At 71.5% G+C, this 17,346-nt stretch carries 20 protein-coding genes; 6 read left to right on the top strand and 14 right to left on the bottom strand.

Features of this window, described 5'->3' with window-relative positions; all coding sequences use genetic code 11:
- Positions 1-53: 53 nt before the first annotated feature.
- Positions 54-1,274, bottom strand: coding sequence for an acetyl-CoA C-acetyltransferase (locus ABZT93_RS28460; protein ID WP_356109998.1), 1,221 nt, complete (start codon positions 1,272-1,274; stop codon positions 54-56).
- A gap of 128 nt (positions 1,275-1,402) precedes the next feature.
- Complete coding sequence (locus tag ABZT93_RS28455; RefSeq protein ID WP_356109995.1) at positions 1,403-2,431, bottom strand: SGNH/GDSL hydrolase family protein; 1,029 nt, start codon at positions 2,429-2,431, stop codon at positions 1,403-1,405.
- 162 nt (positions 2,432-2,593) lie between these two features.
- Here ABZT93_RS28455 and ABZT93_RS28450 point away from each other — a divergent pair, with 162 nt between their 5' ends.
- Positions 2,594-3,979 (top strand): cystathionine beta-synthase, encoded by a 1,386-nt coding sequence (locus ABZT93_RS28450; RefSeq protein WP_356109992.1) that lies wholly within the window; start codon positions 2,594-2,596, stop codon positions 3,977-3,979.
- Between the two features lie 70 nt (positions 3,980-4,049).
- Here the strand turns inward: ABZT93_RS28450 and ABZT93_RS28445 are convergent, their stop codons facing one another.
- Positions 4,050-4,727 carry a hypothetical protein gene (locus tag ABZT93_RS28445; protein WP_356109989.1) on the bottom strand — a complete coding sequence of 226 codons (678 nt, stop codon included), beginning with the start codon at positions 4,725-4,727 and terminating at the stop codon, positions 4,050-4,052.
- A gap of 9 nt (positions 4,728-4,736) precedes the next feature.
- Positions 4,737-5,207 carry a recombinase family protein gene (locus ABZT93_RS28440; RefSeq protein WP_356109987.1) on the bottom strand — a complete coding sequence of 157 codons (471 nt, stop codon included), beginning with the start codon at positions 5,205-5,207 and terminating at the stop codon, positions 4,737-4,739.
- A 263-nt stretch (positions 5,208-5,470) separates the two neighbouring features.
- Here ABZT93_RS28440 and ABZT93_RS28435 point away from each other — a divergent pair, with 263 nt between their 5' ends.
- Positions 5,471-5,623, top strand: a complete 153-nt coding sequence (locus ABZT93_RS28435; protein ID WP_356109985.1) for a hypothetical protein — start codon at positions 5,471-5,473, stop codon at positions 5,621-5,623.
- 444 nt (positions 5,624-6,067) lie between these two features.
- Here ABZT93_RS28435 and ABZT93_RS28430 read toward each other — a convergent pair whose 3' ends face one another.
- A complete protein-coding gene (locus ABZT93_RS28430) occupies positions 6,068-6,895 on the bottom strand; it encodes a helix-turn-helix transcriptional regulator (protein ID WP_356109982.1) in 828 nt (275 codons plus the stop codon).
- A gap of 150 nt (positions 6,896-7,045) precedes the next feature.
- Here ABZT93_RS28430 and ABZT93_RS28425 point away from each other — a divergent pair, with 150 nt between their 5' ends.
- Positions 7,046-7,810 carry an SDR family oxidoreductase gene (locus ABZT93_RS28425; protein ID WP_356109980.1) on the top strand — a complete coding sequence of 255 codons (765 nt, stop codon included), beginning with the start codon at positions 7,046-7,048 and terminating at the stop codon, positions 7,808-7,810.
- Between the two features lie 8 nt (positions 7,811-7,818).
- Here the strand turns inward: ABZT93_RS28425 and ABZT93_RS28420 are convergent, their stop codons facing one another.
- The 5 genes from ABZT93_RS28420 to ABZT93_RS28400 form a co-directional block, all read right to left on the bottom strand.
- Positions 7,819-8,259 (bottom strand): hypothetical protein, encoded by a 441-nt coding sequence (locus ABZT93_RS28420; RefSeq protein ID WP_356109977.1) that lies wholly within the window; start codon positions 8,257-8,259, stop codon positions 7,819-7,821.
- Between the two features lie 71 nt (positions 8,260-8,330).
- Positions 8,331-9,260: an ABC transporter substrate-binding protein gene (locus ABZT93_RS28415; RefSeq protein ID WP_356109975.1), complete on the bottom strand. Its 930-nt coding sequence runs from the start codon at positions 9,258-9,260 to the stop codon at positions 8,331-8,333.
- Positions 9,261-9,271: 11 nt separating this feature from the next.
- Positions 9,272-9,934, bottom strand: a complete 663-nt coding sequence (locus ABZT93_RS28410; RefSeq protein WP_356109973.1) for an ABC transporter permease — start codon at positions 9,932-9,934, stop codon at positions 9,272-9,274.
- A 1-nt stretch (position 9,935) separates the two neighbouring features.
- A complete protein-coding gene (locus ABZT93_RS28405) occupies positions 9,936-10,577 on the bottom strand; it encodes an ABC transporter permease (protein ID WP_356109970.1) in 642 nt (213 codons plus the stop codon).
- On the bottom strand, positions 10,574-11,608 hold the full coding sequence (locus ABZT93_RS28400; protein ID WP_356109968.1) for an ATP-binding cassette domain-containing protein: 1,035 nt from the start codon (positions 11,606-11,608) through the stop codon (positions 10,574-10,576). The genes ABZT93_RS28405 and ABZT93_RS28400 overlap by 4 nt, the downstream gene beginning before the upstream one ends.
- 141 nt (positions 11,609-11,749) lie before the next feature.
- Between ABZT93_RS28400 and ABZT93_RS28395 the strand changes: the two genes are divergently transcribed.
- The 3 genes from ABZT93_RS28395 (at position 11,750) to ABZT93_RS28385 (ending at position 14,816) form a co-directional block, all read left to right on the top strand.
- The gene (locus tag ABZT93_RS28395; RefSeq protein ID WP_356109966.1) at positions 11,750-13,282 is read left to right on the top strand and encodes an aromatic amino acid ammonia-lyase; all 1,533 of its coding nucleotides are present in this window, start codon (positions 11,750-11,752) and stop codon (positions 13,280-13,282) included.
- A 5-nt stretch (positions 13,283-13,287) separates the two neighbouring features.
- Entirely contained in the window at positions 13,288-14,139 is an 852-nt protein-coding gene (locus ABZT93_RS28390) for a MurR/RpiR family transcriptional regulator (RefSeq protein WP_356110154.1), read from the top strand.
- Positions 14,140-14,222: 83 nt separating this feature from the next.
- Complete coding sequence (locus ABZT93_RS28385) at positions 14,223-14,816, top strand: hypothetical protein (RefSeq protein ID WP_356109964.1); 594 nt, start codon at positions 14,223-14,225, stop codon at positions 14,814-14,816.
- 16 nt (positions 14,817-14,832) lie between these two features.
- Here ABZT93_RS28385 and ABZT93_RS28380 read toward each other — a convergent pair whose 3' ends face one another.
- From ABZT93_RS28380 to ABZT93_RS28365, 4 genes are read right to left on the bottom strand one after another with little or no spacing between them, the layout of a single operon-like run.
- On the bottom strand, positions 14,833-15,207 hold the full coding sequence (locus ABZT93_RS28380; RefSeq protein WP_356109963.1) for a hypothetical protein: 375 nt from the start codon (positions 15,205-15,207) through the stop codon (positions 14,833-14,835).
- 21 nt (positions 15,208-15,228) lie between these two features.
- Positions 15,229-15,750: a roadblock/LC7 domain-containing protein gene (locus tag ABZT93_RS28375; protein WP_356109962.1), complete on the bottom strand. Its 522-nt coding sequence runs from the start codon at positions 15,748-15,750 to the stop codon at positions 15,229-15,231.
- A gap of 34 nt (positions 15,751-15,784) precedes the next feature.
- A complete protein-coding gene (locus ABZT93_RS28370) occupies positions 15,785-16,789 on the bottom strand; it encodes a hypothetical protein (RefSeq protein WP_356109960.1) in 1,005 nt (334 codons plus the stop codon).
- Positions 16,786-17,229: a hypothetical protein gene (locus ABZT93_RS28365; RefSeq protein WP_356109957.1), complete on the bottom strand. Its 444-nt coding sequence runs from the start codon at positions 17,227-17,229 to the stop codon at positions 16,786-16,788. The genes ABZT93_RS28370 and ABZT93_RS28365 overlap by 4 nt, the downstream gene beginning before the upstream one ends.
- Between the last annotated feature and the right edge of the window lie 117 nt (positions 17,230-17,346).

Here is a 17,346-nt window from a genome sequence, read left to right as displayed (position 1 = left end):
TTCTGGGCCGAAGAGTGACGCCGAGTCCCCGTACGGACACGGAGAGTTGAGGATCAGCTGAGGCGCTCGATGACCATCGCCATGCCCTGGCCGCCACCCACGCACATGGTCTCCAGACCGAACTGCTTGTCGTGGAACTGGAGGGAGTTGATGAGCGTGCCGGTGATGCGGGCGCCGGTCATGCCGAACGGGTGGCCGACGGCGATCGCGCCGCCGTTGACGTTCAGCTTCTCCAGCGGGATGTTCAGGTCGCGGTAGGAGGGGATCACCTGGGCGGCGAACGCCTCGTTGATCTCGACCAGGTCGATGTCGTCGATCGTGAGACCGGCACGGCGCAGCGCCTGGTTGCTCGCGTCCACCGGACCCAGGCCCATGATCTCGGGAGAGAGGCCGGAGACGCCGGTCGACACGATGCGGGCGAGCGGGGTGAGGCCGAGCTCGCGGGCCTTGGTGTCGCTCATGATGACGACCGCGGCGGCACCGTCGTTGAGCGGGCAGCAGTTGCCGGCGGTGACCATGCCGTCGGGGCGGAAGACCGGCTTCAGGCCCTGCACGCCTTCGAGCGTGACGCCGGCGCGGGGACCGTCGTCCTTGGAGACGACCGTGCCGTCGGGGAGCGTGACCGGGGTGATCTCGCGCTCCCAGAAGCCGTTCTTGATGGCTTCCTCGGCGAGGTTCTGCGAGCGCACGCCGAACTCGTCCATGTCCTGGCGGGTGACGCCCTTTACGCGCGCCAGGTTCTCCGCGGTCTGGCCCATCGCGATGTAGGGGTCGGGGAGCAGGCCGTCCTCGCGCGGGTCGTGCCAACTCGTGCCCTCCTGGGCGGCGGTGGCGGCGGTGCGGGCCTGGGCCTCGTCGAAGATCGGGTTGGTGGTGTCCGGGAGGCCGTCCGAGCTGCCCTTGGCGTAGCGGGAGACCGTCTCGACGCCGGCCGAGATGAAGACGTCACCCTCACCGGCCTTGATGGCGTGCAGGGCCATGCGGCTCGTCTGCAGCGAGGAGGAACAGTAGCGGGTGATCGTGCAGCCCGGCAGGTGGTCCATGCCCATCTGCACGGCGACGATACGGCCCAGGTTGTAGCCCTGCTCACCGCCGGGGAGGCCGCAGCCGAGCATCAGGTCGTCGATGTCGCGCGGGTCCAGCTCGGGGACCTTGGCGAGGGCGGCCTGGATGATCGTGGCGGTGAGGTCGTCGGGGCGCAGGTCCTTGAGGGAGCCCTTGAAGGCGCGGCCGATGGGGGAGCGGGCGGTCGAGACGATCACGGCTTCGGGCATCACGGCTCCATTGGCATACGGGATTTTCGTTCCGGACGGGGCTCCCACGGAAGTTACCCGTACGTATGGCCTGGGTCACGGGGGTGACGGTGTGACCTATGTCTAAGCGCTTGCTTTCCTGGGCATTCTCAGACCTCGGACACACTCGTGGGGGACGGCTCCGTCGCCCGCACCCGCCGCCTCCGCCTGCGCTTGAGCAGGGCCCAGGGCCCCGTCGGACCGGTCGGCATCGCCGCCGCGACCTCCGTGCCCGCCTCCGACGCCGCTTCCGCCGCGGCACGGGCCACCGGCAGGAAACCCTCGCGGCGCGAGACGTCCGGACGGTCCTCGTCGGCCGGCCACAGGCTCAGGGCCGCGCAGACCGTCGGCAGCACCGCCATCGCCGCCGTCGCGTACCCCTCCGCCGAGGGGTGGTAGTTGTCGGGCCCGAACAGCTCACGCGGATTCGCCTCGAACTCCGGACCCAGCAGATCGCCCAGCGACACCGTGCGCCCGCCCTGCTCCACCGCGCCGATCGTCTGCGCCGCCGCCAGCTGACGCGAGGCCCGCCGCGCCAGCCACCGCAGCGGCTGCTGGACCGGCTCGATCGTGCCCAGGTCGGGACAGGTACCGACCACGACCTCGGCACCGGCCGTGCGCAGCCGCCGTACCGCGGCCGACAGATGCCGCACGGAACGCGTCGCCGGCATCCGGTGCGTGACGTCGTTCGCACCGATCATGATCACGCAGACGTCCGGGACCCGCTCGGGGTCCGCCAGCGTCAGCGCCACCTGACGGTCCAGGTCGTCCGAGGTGGCCCCGGGCAGGGCGACGTTACGGAGCTCCACCGGGCGTTCCGCCACCGCCGCGAGCCCCGACGCCAGCAGCGCGCCCGGCGTCTGGGCCGCCCGGTGCACTCCCTGTCCCGCGGCCGTGGAGTCCCCCAGCATCGTCAGACGCAGGGGCGCGACTCCCACGGCGGTATAGACATGGCCGTACCGGCCCTCGGCCTGAGGGACGTGCGGCGTCGTGCCGTTGCCCACCTGCCGCCTGGCCAGCCGCACCTCCGCCAGCACCAGACCCATGGCCGCCGCGCCGACCAGACCGATCCCGCCGCCGCCGTATGCGGCGCCGGCCGCGATCCGCCGGGCCACCCTCGCCCTCGACATGCTCGTCATACGTCGCCGCCACCTCCGTCGTACCCGCTACACCCACTCCTTGCCCCGCACGGACCGTGGCCCAATCCCAACGCGCAGTGAACGACCGTCATGGCGCCCGATCAGGCCATAGGCTGGCCGGACCACTAGGACCACTTCTTTTGCAAGCATCCGGAGACAACGGTGCAATTCCACGACTCGATGATCAGCCTCGTCGGCAACACCCCGCTGGTGAGGCTCAACAGCGTGACCAAGGGCATCAAGGCGACCGTCCTGGCCAAGGTCGAGTACTTCAACCCCGGCGGCTCCGTGAAGGACCGCATCGCCCTACGCATGATCGAGGCGGCGGAGGAGAGCGGGGCGCTGAAGCCCGGGGGCACCATCGTCGAGCCGACCAGCGGCAACACCGGGGTCGGGCTCGCCATCGTGGCGCAGCAGAAGGGGTACAAGTGCATCTTCGTGTGCCCCGACAAGGTGTCGACGGACAAGATCAACGTCCTGCGCGCCTACGGTGCCGAGGTCGTCGTCTGCCCCACCGCCGTGGACCCCGAGCACCCGGACTCGTACTACAACGTCTCCGACCGGCTGGTGCGTGAGACGCCGGGCGCGTGGAAGCCCGACCAGTACTCCAACCCCAACAACCCGCTCTCCCACTATCACTCCACCGGCCCCGAGCTGTGGGAGCAGACGGAGGGGAAGATCACCCACTTCGTGGCGGGCGTCGGCACCGGCGGCACCATCTCCGGCACCGGCCGCTACCTGAAGGACGCGAGCGACGGCGGGGTCCAGGTGATCGGAGCCGACCCCGAGGGGTCCGTGTACTCCGGCGGCTCGGGGCGGCCTTACCTCGTGGAGGGCGTGGGCGAGGACTTCTGGCCGACCGCCTACGACCGGACCGTCGCCGACGAGATCGTCGCCGTCTCCGACAAGGACTCCTTCCAGATGACCCGCCGCCTCGCCAAGGAGGAGGGCCTCCTGGTCGGCGGCTCCTGCGGCATGGCCGTCGTCGCGGCCCTGCGCGTCGCCGAGCGCCTGGACGAGAACGGCGTCGTGGTCGTCCTGCTCCCGGACAGCGGACGCGGCTACCTCTCGAAGATCTTCAACGACGAGTGGCTGGCGTCCTACGGGTTCCTCGAGGAGACGGGTCCGACCGCGCGCGTCGGGGACGTCCTGAAGTACAAGGAAGGCGTGATCCCCCACCTGGTCCACATGCATCCGGACGAGACGGTCGGCCAGGCCATCGAGGTGCTGCACGAGTACGGCGTCTCGCAGATGCCGGTGGTGAAGCCGGGCGCCGGGCATCCTGACGTGATGGCGGCCGAGGTGGTCGGCTCCATCGTCGAACGAGACCTCCTGGACGCGCTGTTCACCCAGCGTGCCAACCTCACCGACCCGCTGGAGAAGCACATGTCGGCCCCGCTGCCGCTGGTGGGTTCCGGTGAGCCGGTGGTGGATCTGATGTCGATCCTGGGCCGCGCGGATGCGGCGATGGTGCTGGTCGAGGGCAAGCCGACCGGAGTCGTGACCCGTCAGGACCTTCTGGCGTACATGGCACGCGCGGCGGAGTGAAGCGCCGAGGTGTGCGCCGTCCTCACCGTCTCGCACACGAGGACGGCGACACCCGTCGTGACGCGTCAGCTCATGTCGCGTACCTGATCTGCAGCAGTTGAGGATCGAACGGGGCGCGGCGCGACCGCCCGGTCGGGAGCGGAAGGACGGTCACCGATTCCAGGACGTCGGCTATCGCTGCCCGCCGCTGGGGGAGGCTCATCAGGGGCCATCGACTCGGATCCTTGCCGACCCAAGTGGCCTGCCCGTGCCTGAGGTACTCCTCCTGAGCCGTTTCCAGACCGGAGACACGGGTCTCGAGGTCGGCTGCCCTGCGCGCGAAGTCCGCATCACTGAGCACGCCCTCGCGCAACTGCTCCGCGAGTAACTCGCGCTGCCCGAAGAGGAGTTGCAGCAACGCGGTACCGGCCCACTCCGGCTGCCGGGCATCGCCGGTGCCGCGCTGCTCCTGCAGCAGGGAGAGAACGATCTCCTCCAGGTGTCCGTCGACGTCATGGACGTTGCGAGCGGTGCCCCCGCAGTCCAGGGCAGTGCACAGATACACGGCGTTGTCGGGGTTCCTCGCGGTCGGCCGGGCGCTGCCACCCATCTTGGCGCCGCAGGCGGTGCCGTCCTTGCGGCGGGCACCGCAGCGCAGGTATCCGCTGAACAGGTACTTGCGGAAACTTCGAGGCTCACTTCCCGGAGACGGACTGCCGTTCGTCAGGCGGGTGCCCCGGTTCGCGCCACGCTGCCGGGAGAGTTCCACCAGTGCCTGCTACTCCTCGGCAGCCGCGGGGGCGTCCCACTGGCCCACGACCGGCAGGCCGGTGGCGGGGTCATGGACGAGATTTCCATGGATGGCCCGGTATCCGCACATCACGGGGTTGGTGAGCGCCTGGCGGACAGTGGCTCCACTCCACCGGTTGCCTGACGCGGTTCGGATCTCTCGCGCGTTCAGCCTTCGGGCGATCTCGTTCCAGCTGGTTCCACGCAGCGCCGCTTCGATCATCTCTCGCAGGACGGGCCATTCCTCGGGATCTCTGCGCATGTTGATCTTGCGTCCCGATCGTGGATCCGGGCAGAGCCAGCCGAAGCGTCTGCGCCCTCCCGGGGTCCCGCCGTCGATGGCACGTCGGCGGATGTGGCGTTCGATGCGCTCCTTGGTCCGCCCGACCTCTGCGTCGCCGGCGGCCGCGTCACTCGCGCTGTCCGTCGAGGCGAGGTCGAACACCGCTCGACGTTCCACGAACAGCCCTCCTCGGTGACGGTGAGAGCCTGACGCACTCGGGCGAAGTCCGCAGCCGAGCGCCACACGCGTTCGCGCTCCGTCGCGATGAGGGCCTGGACCGGATGGCCCTCGCTCGTTCTACGGCAGTGCAGGGTGGCGACCATCTCGACGAACGCCGGTCGCACGACAGCCGGGTGTGCCGCCGTCAGGCCGTTGTCCTCGTGGAACCGCACGATGGCCACCCCCAACGCGGCGGCGGTCTCGATGTTCTCCTCGTGCTGATGACGAATGCCCGTCCCGGCCTCGCGTCCCCTGGCCAGCACGGCGGATCGGGTGCTCTGGTCGGCACTGATCCGGGCGTAGTCGACTCCGGGTATCCGGCCGCCGAGCCACTCCTCGAAGGTGCGTCCGGCTTCCAGAGCCGCGACGAGTGAGGGATTGAGGAAGCTCCTGGACCAGCCGGGCATACGAGTGCCTCTTCGAGGTGGGACGAACAGTTCGGGCACCTCGAAATATGCAGGTGGGCGGCGCGGCCGGTGAATGGATGGCCGACTGAGTCAACAAAACGAGTGATCAGCCGTGCTGCGGCTTGACGTCTGAATCGATGAGCGACCGGACTTCGCGGAACTGGTACGAGCGTGTCACGTCCGCGCAGCACACGCTTAACACGCGTCCGGCACATTGGTGGATGTCGGCAGGGCGGGAGCGGCTCCCCGCCCCAGCCGGCGCCGAACGTCCAAGGACCTCCGGAGCGGCTCCCGGACCTCCATGGACGCCGGACGTGAGACCTGGCCTGACCCGGTCGACGTCCTTCGCGGGGACCGCCGTCGTCCCGCCCCCCGGTATCGGGGGTGCGGCGGTCCCCGCGCATTACTTTCTCAGCGCGCGGGGCTGGATGCCCAGCTTCCCAGCAGCGCCAGCCTCTCCGCCGTCTCCGACCCCGGTTCCGGTGTGTAGACGAGCAGGGTCTGGTCGCCGTCTCCCGGGATCGTGAGGGTCTCGTAGGGGAAGACGAGCAGGCCCGCCACCGGGTGCTGGAGCCGCTTCACGCCGTAGGCGCACTCCTTGACCTGGTGGTCGGCCCACAGGCGGCGGAAGTCCTGGCTCTTGAGGGAGAGTTCACCGACGAGCGAGGTCAGCTCGCGGTCGTCCTGGTGGTGGCCCGCCAGGACCCGCAGATGGGCCACGCTCTGGGCGGCCACCGCCTGCCAGTCCGGGTAGAAGTCGCGGGCGGCGGGGTCGAGGAAGACGTGCCGCGGGATGCTGCGGGCCTTGGCCGTCGTACCGCTGTAGCCGAACACCGCGTCGGCCAGGGGGTTCCAGGCCAGGACGGTCATGTGGCGGTCCAGGACGAAGGCCGGGGTGCGGTCCATGGCGTCGATCATGAGCTGGACGGCCGGGCGGACGCGGGGCCGCGTCGGACGGTCGGTCCGTCTGCGGGGGTGGGCCACGGCGTGGAGGTAGGCGCGCTCGGTCTCGTCCAGGCGCAGGACGCGCGCGACGGCGTCCAGGACGGCCTCGGAGACGCTAGAACCTCTGCCCTGCTCCAGCCGGATGTAGTAGTCGACGCTCACTCCGGCAAGCTGTGCCACCTCCTCCCGGCGCAGGCCGGGCACGCGGCGCCGGCCGTACGAGGGCAGCCCCACCTCCTCGGGCTGTAAGCGGGCGCGGCGTGAGCGCAGGAAGTCTCCGAGGTCCCCGTTCATGGGTTCGATCGTAGAGGAGGCCGGGGTCCGGAACCTGGTACTGGCAGACCCAGGAAAAGCGCATCCCTGGGTAAGGCGGCCCGGGCGCCGCAGGGTGGTGGGCGAGGCCGGGGAGTCACCCCGGCGGACATCCCACCGAGGAGCACTTCGATGTCGTACGAGAATCTGGCCGGACGTACCGCTGTCGTCACCGGGGCCGCGAGCGGGATCGGTGAGGCGGTCGCCGTGCTGCTGGCCGCGCAGGGGGCACGGGTCGCGCTGCTCGCGCGGCGCGGTGAGCGGCTGGCGGAGGTCGTGGGGAAGATCCGGGCCGGCGGCGGGCAGGCGCTGGCCGTGGTCGCGGACGTCACCGACGAGGCGTCGGTGGCGGCGGCCGTGGAGAGCGTCCACGCGGCCTACGGGGCGGTCGACCTGGTGGTGAACAACGCGGGCGTGATGCTGCCGAACCCGATCGTCGACGCCCGCATCGATGAGTGGCAGCGGATGATCGACACCAATGTGACCGGTGTCCTGCGCGTCATCGGCGCCTTCGCCCAGGACCTGAACGAGGCGGCCGCGCAGGGGCGCAGCGCGGACCTGGTGAACGTCTCGTCCATCGGCGCCCACGTCACGGGCTTCACGAACTACGCCGTGTACGGGGCGACGAAGGCCGCGGTCACGCATCTCTCGGCGCTGCTGAGGAGCGAGTTCGGGCCGCGGGGCGTGCGGGTCACCAACATCGAGCCGGGGCTGACGGAGAGCGAGCTGGCCACGCACATCGACAACGACGGGCTGCGGGAGCAGATCGGTGGGATGGTCGAGGCGATGGGCACGCTGGCGGCCGCCGAGCTCGCCGACGTCGTCGCCTACGTCACCAGCCGGCCCCGCCACGTCAACCTGCGCCAGGTCGTGGTGCTGCCCACCGCGCAGGTGTGAGCGCGGGGTCAGTTCTCCCAGTCGCTGCCGTGGGGGGACGGCTTCGCGCGCCGGCCCCGGAAGAGGTCCGGGTTGACGCGGAGCGCCTGGAAGGCGTTGACGCCGACGATGCCGACCCAGGCGACCAGGAGGCCGGGGAGGTTGGCCAGGGCGCCGCCGATCGCGGAGAGCGGGATCGCCAGGACCAGGGAGACGATGGCGAAGCCGAAGCGTTCGCCGAAGGAGTCGGTGGGCTTGGGCGAGCGGGCGCCCCGGGCCGACACCATCTGCTGCTCGGCGAGCTGCCGGCGCAGGCGTCGGTCCACGGCGCCGTCGATCCGCTGGTCGACCTTCTCCAAAAACGAGTCGACCAGCGCGGACTCGTACTCCTCGCCCAGTTCCCTGCGGGCCTGCAGGGTGGCGTTGAGTTCCTTCTTGAGTTCGGGGTCCCGCGCATCCATTCCGGTCATGGGGTCCACGGTATGCAGCGGGAACATCCGCTGCACTGGGGTTAGCCCCCCTGTTGCGGCGGGGGTCCTTCCTAGGTCAGCCCGTGCTGCCTGGCGTACGCGTCCGCCACGTCCTCGGGGTCCTTCTTGTCGTTGTCGACCTGGCTGTTGAGCTGGGTGAGCTGGGCGGTGGTGAGGGTGTTGCCCAGGCGGGCGAGGGCCTTGCGGACGGTGTCGTCGGCCTTGCGGTCGGCTATGAGGGGGACGATGTGCTGGCTGGGGATGAGGTTCTTGGGGTCGGTCAGTACGACCCAGTCGTGGGCGGCGATGTCGGTGTCGGTGGTGAAGAGGTTCGCGACGTCGACGTCCCCCTTCTTCAGGGCGCCCTTGACCAGTGGGCCGTCCGAGTCGAGTGACTTGAACTCCTTGAACTCGACGCCGTAGACGTCCTTGAGGCCGACCGCGCCCACTTGGCGCTTCTTCACCTCGGGTGCGGCGCCGATGACCAGTCGGCCGTTCTGCTTGGCGAGGTCGGCGAGGGAGGTCAGGCCGTATTTGCGTGCGGTCGCCCGGGTGACGACGAAGCAGTCGGAGTCGGCGGCCTGGCCGTACGGGAGGACCTGGAGGCCGGCGGGCATCGCCAGGGTGAGCGCGTTCTGCATGGTGCCCGGTTCCGCGGAGGTGTCCTTGGGGGCGAGGTAGTTGAGGAGGGCGCCCTGGTACTCGGGCAGCAGGTCGATGTCGCCCGCCTTGAGGGCGGGGATCACGATCTCGCGGGTGCCGAGGTTGGGGCGGACCTTCACCTTCACGCCGGCCTGTCGCAGCACCGCCGCGTACAGGTAGCCGAGGACCTGGTTCTCGGTGAAGTTGGCGGTGCCGATGGTGAGTCCGCCCTTGCTGGAGCCGCTGCCGCCGGAGACCGTGCCACCGCCGTCGAGGGAGGTGATGCCGCTGGAGCAGGCGGAGAGGGCGGGGACGGAGGCCGCCGCGAGGAGGCCGCCGAGGAGGGTGCGTCGGTTCATCGGAGGGGTCCTTACGCGGTGCGGTGGCGGAAGAGGAAGCGCTGGAGGGCGGAGAGGAGAAGGTCGAGGGCAACGGCGATCACGGCGACCAGCACCGCCCCGCCGAGCACCTGTACGAGGTCGCGCTGGGCGAGGCCGTCGAAGACGTAGCGGCCCAGGCCGCCGAAGGAGACGTACGCCGCGATGGTCGCGGTGGCGACGACCTGGATCAGTGCCAGCCGCAGGCCGGTCATGATCAGGGGGAGCGCGAGGGGCAGTTCGACCTGGAACAGGACCTGGTGGCCGCGCATGCCCTGGCCGCGGGCGGCGTCGCGCACGTCCGGGTCGACGGCCGTCATGCCGGCGTAGGTGTTGGTGACGATCGCCGGGACCGCGAGGGCGACCAGGGCGACGTAGACCGGGAGCATGGACAGGCCGCCGGCCAGGAAGACCAGCACGACCAGGCCGACGGTGGGCAGGGCGCGGCCGAAGGACGCGAGGTTGATCGCGAGGAAGGCGCCCTTGCCGGTGTGGCCGATCAGCAGTCCGAGGGGGAGGCCGATCGCGGCCGCGACAAGGGTCGCGAGGAGCGAGTACTGCAGGTGCTCGGCGAGGCGGTGGGCGATGCCGTCCGTGCCGGTCCACTGGGAGCCGCTGGTCAGCCAGGTGCCGAGGTTCTTGAGGAGTTCGTACATGTCAGGCTCGCCTCCGCCGCCATGGGGTCAGGACGTACTGGAGGGCCACCAGCAGGGCGTCCGCGACCACGGCGAGCAGCAGCGTGAGGATCACGCCCACGATCACCGGGGTCGGGAAGTCGCGCTGGAAGCCGTCGGTGAAGAGCTGGCCGAGTCCGCCGTCGCCGATGTAGGTGGCGACCGAGACCAGGGAGATGGACATGACGGTCGCGATGCGGACGCCAGCCATGATCACGGGGAGCGCGAGGGGGAGTTCGACGGTGAGGAGCGTGCGCAGGGGGCGGGTGCCCATCGCCTTCGCGGCCTCCTTGGTCTTCGCGGGGACCGAGTCGAGGCCCTCTACGGTGTTCCGCAGCAGGACGACCAGCGTGTAGACGGTCAGGCCGATCACGGTCGTGGTGCGGGTCAGGCCGCTGATCGGCAGCAGGAGCACGAAGATCGCGATCGACGGGATCGTGAACAGGACGTTCGAGAGCCCGAGCAGGAAGCCGCGCAGGGGGCGGACGCGGTGCGCGACCACGGCGAGGGGGAGGCTGATCAGCAGGCCGAAGAAGACGGCGCTGAGGGCTGCCTGGAGGTGGGAGACGGTGAGGGTGGTCAGGTCGTCGGTGTGGCCGGATATCCACGACCAGTCGATGGTCATGCGGCCACCCGGGCTTCCGTGTGGGCCCGGCCGGCGTGCTGGTGGATGTCGTCGCGGGAGGTGACGCCGGTGAGGACGCCCTCGGCGTCGACGCGGGCGACCAGGCCGGTGGGGGAGGCGACGGACTCGTCGAGGGCGGCGAGCAGGGAGTCGCCGTCCTTGAGCGGTCGTACGGGGACCTCGGCGTCCCCGGCCGCCCAGTGCAGGGGCCTGCCCGCCGCGTCGCACACGAGGGACCAGGCGGTCCCTTCCGGTGCGGGGCCCTGCGGGAGCTCGGCCAGGGTCTTCAGCGAGAGCAGCTTCAGGCCGCGTTCGGCGCCGAGGAAGTCGGCCACGAAGTCGTCGGCGGGGCGGGCGAGGAGTTCGGCGGGCGGGGCGCACTGGACGAGGTGGCCGCCGGTGCGGAAGATCGCGATGCGGTCGCCGAGGCGGACGGCCTCGTCGACGTCGTGCGTGACGAAGACGATGGTCTTGTTCAACTCCTTCTGGAGCCTGAGCAGTTCGTCCTGGAGCTGGGTGCGCACGACCGGGTCGACCGCGCCGAACGGCTCGTCCATGAGCAGGACCGGCGGGTCGGCGGCGAGGGCGCGGGCGACGCCGACGCGCTGCTGCTGGCCGCCGGAGAGCTGGTGCGGGTACCGCTTGCCGGACTCGGGGGTGAGGCCGACGGTCTCCAGGAGTTCCGCCGCTCTGGCGCGGGCCTTCTTGCGGCCGTGGCCGAGCAGGAGCGGGACGGTGGCGATGTTGTCCAGCACCGTGCGGTGCGGGAAGAGGCCGGACTGCTGGATGACGTAACCGATGGAGCGGCGCAGCTGAGCCGCGTCCTGGCGGGTGACGTCCTTGCCGCCGACCTTGATGGTGCCGGAGGTCGGTTCGACCATCCGGTTGATCATCCTCAGAGTGGTCGTCTTGCCGCAACCGGAGGATCCGACGAGGACGGTCACGCCGCCTTCCGGCATGTCGAGGGTGAGATCGTGCACTGCTGTCGTGCCGTTGGGGAAGCGCTTGTGGACCGCGTCGAACTGGATCATGAGTTGTCCCTTGCCCGGCTGTATAACGTCATGCAGAGTTCTTGGTAGCTGAATAGGTTGTCAACGGTTCGGTGTTAATCCGAGGTAACGGATGACCGTCAGGCAAGATCAGTTGTCCGCTTTGAGGGGAGTTTGGGCTAGATGTCGTCTCGGATCGTGGACGCGCCGGATCCCGTCGCGGTCGGGCACACCGGGCTGGTGATCCTCGACGGGATCGCGCTCGGCGTCGCGGACGTCGCCCGCCTCGCCGACGGGAGCGCCCGGCCGGTGCCCGGGACCGACGCGATGAAGCGGGTCACCGAGTCCTGGGACGCCGCCCGGCAGATCGCCGCGACGGGACGCGTCTACGGCCGCTCGACCGGCGTCGGCGCCAACCGGAACGAGGACGTGCCCACCGAGGCGGCCGCCGAACACGGGCTGCGGCTGCTGCGCAGCCACGCCGGCGCGATCGGCGAGGAACTCCCCGCCCGGCAGGTCCGCGCGATGCTCGCGGTCCGCGCCAACCAGCTCCTGGCAGGCGGTGCGGGACTGCGGCCGACCGTCGTCACGGCCCTGTGCGAGGCACTGGAGAGCGGCGCGTACCCGGTCGTCAACGAGTTCGGCTCGGTGGGGACCGGCGACATCGCGGCCCTTGCCCAGGTGGGGCTGGCGCTGGCGGGGGAGCATCCCTGGCGAGGGACGGACAGTGCCGCGGGGGGTGCGCCCGAACCCCAGCTCCTCGACAACAACGACGCCCTCGCCTTCATCAGCAGCAACGCCCTCACACTCGGGCAAGCCGCCCTCGCGCTGCACGAGTTGCGCGGGCTGATCGAGGCCACGCAGGTCGTCGGGGCACTGTCCCTGCTGGCCGTGGACGGGTCCCACGAGGCGTACGCCGCTCCCGTGCACGCGGCCCGGCCGCACCGCGGGTCCGCCGAAGTGGCGCGGCGGATGCGGCAGTTGATCGGGGCCGAGGACCGGCCCACCCCTCCGCTCGGGCGCATCCAGGACCCCTACGGCTTCCGGTGTCTCCCGCAGATCCATGGTCCCGCCCACGACGCCGCCGACGCCCTGGAGGAGGTCCTCGCCATCGAGATCAACGCGGCCGCCGAGAACCCCCTCATCTCCCCCGAGGACATGGCCGCCTACCACCACGGCGGCTTCTACCAGGCCCAACTCGCCCTCGCCCTGGACCACTTCAGGCTGGCCCTCACCCAGGTCGCCCGCCTGTCCACGTCCCGGCTCTCCACGCTCAACGAGCCCGCCTTCACCCGGCTGCGGCCCTTCCTCGCCGACCAGGAGCCCGCCTCCTCCGGCGTGATGATCCTGGAGTACGCCGCCGGGGCCGCCCTCGGCGACCTGCGGGCCTTCTCCGCGCCCGCCTCGCTCGGGCACGCTGTACTCTCCCGAGGCGTCGAGGAACAGGCCAGCTTCGCCTCGCTCGCCGCACGCCAGACACTGCGCGTGTGCGGCGCGTACCGTCTCGTCGTCGGCTGCGAACTCGTCGCCGCCGTAAGGGCGCTGCGCCAGCGTGACCTCAGGCCCGACCCGGACCTCCCGGTGGGCCGCGCGCTGGAGCTCGCCGAGGCGGTGCTGGCGGAGGACCCGGCCGACCGGCCGCTCACGGGCGACGTGACGGCGGCGGCCGCACTGCTCGACCGGTTCACGGAGATCTGGAGGGGGATCGAGGCATGAGCGACATGGGCGGCGCGGGTGTGGTGGACACTCCCGCGGGACGGCTTCAGACACTGTTCGAGGGGCACCGGCTCACACCGACCCAGCGGCGCATCGCGCACAGCATGGTGCGGCGGGCCGCCGACGTGCCGTTCCTGTCCAGCGTGGAGCTGGCCGAACTGGCCGGGGTCAGCCAGCCCTCCGTCACCCGCTTCGCCGTGGCCCTCGGCTTCGACGGCTACCCCGCCCTGCGCAGACACCTGCGCGAGGTCGCGCCCGCCGAACAGACGGCGGCCTCCGCGTCGTACAACGAGTACCAGCAGGCCGTCGAGGCCGAGATCGAGAACCTCAGGCACCTGGCGGAGGTCCTCGCCGACCCACGCCCCGTGCAGAAGGCCGGGCGGCTGCTCGCCGCCTCCCGCCCGCTGCCGGTGCTCGGGCTGCGGGCCGCCGCCTCCCAGGCCTACGGCTTCGCGTACTTCGCCGCCAAGGTCCACCCGGACGTACGGCTGCTCAACGAGGGCGGCACGATGATCCACGACCGCATCGACGCCGCCGTCCGCGCGGGCGCCTCCACCCTGCTGTGCTTCGCCCTGCCCCGGCATCCGCGCGAGGTCGTCGACACCCTCGCCTACGCCAAGGAGGCGGGCCTGAGCGTGGTCACCGTCGCCGACTCCGCCTTCGCGCCGGTCGCCAAGGTCTCCGACCTGCTGCTGCCCGCCGCCGTCGGCACCGGCCTCGCCTTCGACACCGCCTGCGCGCCGATGCTGCTCGGCCGGGTGCTGCTGGAGGCGATGTGCGACGACCTGCCGGAGGCGCAGGCCCGCCTGGAGGAGTTCGACGCGCGGGCCGCGGCGCGCGGACTCTTCGTCGAGTAGGGCGTTTTTTCAGGCTCGTCTCACGTTCGCCCGCTAGCCTCCCCGACCGGCAGGACTGTGCCAGGACGACGAGGAGGCGGGACGTGGCACGCGCAGATCGCAGGGTTCAGGGGCTGGCTCGGGTGGCCGTCGTCGTGCGCGCCGGGGCCGCACCCCTGTGGTGGCTCGGGGTGTTCGCGGCGGGCGTCGGGCTGCTGATCCCGGGGCTGACCGGGCGGCGGATCGGGGTGATGGCGGGCGCGGCGCTGTTCATCGTGGCGGCGGCCGTGGTGTCGTACGGCCGCCGCAAGCGGTACACGGCGCTGGGGCGGGCGGCCGTCCGCGCCGGGAAGCACGACGTGCTCCAGGACCGTGCGGTCAGTGTGCGCAACTGGCGCCGGGGACACCGCTGGTGGCTGCTGCTGGCCTGGCTGGTCGCGCTGCTGAGTTCGTTCGCGGTGCCCGTGGCGGGCGGCATGCTGCTCGCCGGGTGCGGTACGGGCCTCAGGCTCAAGGCCGCCTGGCTCGGGCGGCGCGAGCGGGACGGGGACGCGCTGCTGTGGGTGCGGGTCGACTGGCTCGCCGCGAACGGCGGCCGCCCGGCCGGCAAGGCGGTCAGGGCGTACCGCAGCACGGGTATCGCGGCGGGCGACGCGGCCCCGGGAGGAGCGCGCCGCCGCACCGCGGCACTCGTCTAGTTCCGGTGGAACCGGGTCACACCTCCAGGTCGTTCTCGATCTGCCTCAGCTGGTGGCGGGCCATCGCGAGGTTGGACCGCTTGGCGTCCAGGACCAGGTAGAGGAAGAGGCCGTTGCCACCGCGTCCGCTGATCAGGCGGATCAGGTGGTACTGGTCGGACAGGGTGATCAGGATGTCCTCGATCTGGCCCTTGAGCCCGAGGTGCTCCATCGTGCGCATCTTCGCGCGGACCACGTCGGTGTTGCCGGCGGCGGCCACGTTCAGGTCGAAGCCCTTGCTGCCGCCCATGGTGCCGAGCGCCATGCCGCTGGTGTAGTCGACGAGCGCGACGCCGGTCGCGCCCTCGATGGAGGCGAGGGCTTCCTTCAACGCGGTTTCGGTGTTGGTCATGACTGTGTCTCCTCGGTTCTCTCAACTTTCGGTGGTGGTGCGGGCCGCCGTCGGTGCGGTGGCCGCGGCGCGGGTGTCCACGGGCTTGGCCCGGGACGTGCGGGCCGCTCTGGCACGTGCCGGAGCGGGCTTCGCGGGCGCCTTCGCGATGGCTTCTGTGGGTTCGGCGACCACGCCGTCGACGAGCTCGGCGATCCGGGCGCCCGCCCGACGGCCCTCCAGATGGAGGCGGCCGACGTTGACCCGGTCCTGCGCGAGCAGCGTCACGACGGCCCCGGCGCCCGCCGCGTAGGTGGCGACGTAGCCGTACACGCCTCGCACGAGCAGTTCGCGCAGGTCCCCCTGGCCGGTCGCGTCGGCCAGCTGGGCGGCGAGCGCGCGGGTGGTCCCGGTGAGCTCGGCCACGGCCTGCGGATCGACGCCCGGGGTGTCCTGGGCCAGGACGAGCCCGTCGCTGTCGGCCGCGAGGGCGCCGGTGAGCTGCGGCACCCGGGCTCTGAGCCGGCGCAGCTCCTCCAGGATCTCGTCCTGAGCTGCTGCCATCACATCTCTCCTCTCGGCGCGGATCCGCTGCCTCTCAAAGGGCCTCCAGCGCATCCCTGAGCCTCTTCAGCAAGGTGATGTGGGGATCGACGGACTCGACGGGGTCGACGAAGACACCGGCGCCCGGTGGGCCCGGCGGACCGAGCGGGCCCGGCGGACCGAGCGGGCCGGGCCCGGGCCTGGGTTCGGTGAAGGTCAGCGGTGGGCAGGGCGAGACCACTCCGGCCGCCACCAGCCGCCGTACGTCCATCAGGGTGTGGAAGGCCGGGCGGCCCAGCTCGCGGGCGATCTCCGACGCCGTGCGGATGCCGTCGACGCGGGCCAGCACCGCCTGCCGCCGGGCCGGGAGCGGCGGGGGCGCGGGGCGGTGTTCCCGGATCAGCGGGACCTCGTCCGGCAGGGCGTCGGGCCAGACGCGGTGCAGCAGGTCGCGGCGGCGCAGGGTCTCGCGCTCCAGGTCGGCGACCGGGATGGGGCGCGGGACGCCGGGGGTGCCGTCGGGCTCCAGGGGCGCGGCGGGTACGTCGGGCACGGCGGGCGCGTCCGGTCCGTCCTCGGTGCCGTAGCGGAAGCGGCCCGGGGTACTGCTCGGGGCGAGGGCGAAGTACGCCGCGTCGTACAGCGCGGTCAGCCGGCACATCTCCAGGGCGCCCGCCGAGAGCAGTCCGCCCGCGACCAGCCGGCGGCCCGCCCCGTGCACGGCCTCGGCGCCGGTGAGGCGGCGGGCCCCGGTGCCGGCGCTCCCGGTGCTCGCGATGCTCTCGGCCAGGGCCTGCCGCCAGACCTCCGCGTCCAGCGTGCCGTGGGCGGCGAGGAGGACGTCGGCGCCGGGGGCGGCCGGGCTCTCGGCGTGCACCACCTTGCCGTCGGCGAGGTGCAGGGTGCCGCGCTCGCGCACCAGGATGCCCGTGGCGCGCTCGGCGGCCAGCCGGGTCAGCATCGGCGAGACACCGCCCCAGCCGCGGCCCAGGGCGCCCGCCTTGTCGCGCACCGGCAGCCGGGGCGGCGGGGTGGCGGGCGTGGTGCGGAGCGTCGTCATTCGAGCTCCAGCCGTCCGGCCATCTCACCGAGCCGGATCCGGGCCAGCGCGAGGTTGCCCTCCGCGCGGGCCAGCCACAGGTGCAGGAACACGCTGCTGTCGAAGGACGTCGGCACGAACCGCAGGACGTGGTAGCTGTCCCGGTTGCTGAGGATGAGGTCCTCGACCGGCGGGTCCGGCTGCTGTCCGGCAGGCCCCGCCTCGGCGGTCCCGGAGCTACCGGAGGGCTCGACCGCCCCGGGACTCTCGGATGCGAAGGCGCGCTGCTCGGCGGCGAGCCGGGCGAGCTCGGCGGCCTCCGCGGCGGCCGCCTCCTGGTCGCCGCCGGGGGCTTCCCCGACGGCGCCCAGGGCCAGCCCGCTCGTCCAGTCGACCAGCGCGGCTCCCCGCGCGCCCGGCAACCGCATGGCTTCCAGCAGGCACTCGTCGATTCCCTGCACCGTGGCTCCCCTCCCGCCTGGGGTTCGGCTGAGTGACGCCGAAACTACGCAACGTGTGCGCGAGGGGTGAGGGATCTGGCATTTTCCGGTGGAACATGCTCGGGATGACTAAGGTGG

Origin of the sequence: Streptomyces sp. NPDC005303 (assembly GCF_040607335.1) — a bacterium.
Classification (GTDB): domain Bacteria; phylum Actinomycetota; class Actinomycetes; order Streptomycetales; family Streptomycetaceae; genus Streptomyces.
Note: the sequence above shows the minus strand (reverse complement) of the source record. Positions and strands in the feature narration are given on the sequence as shown.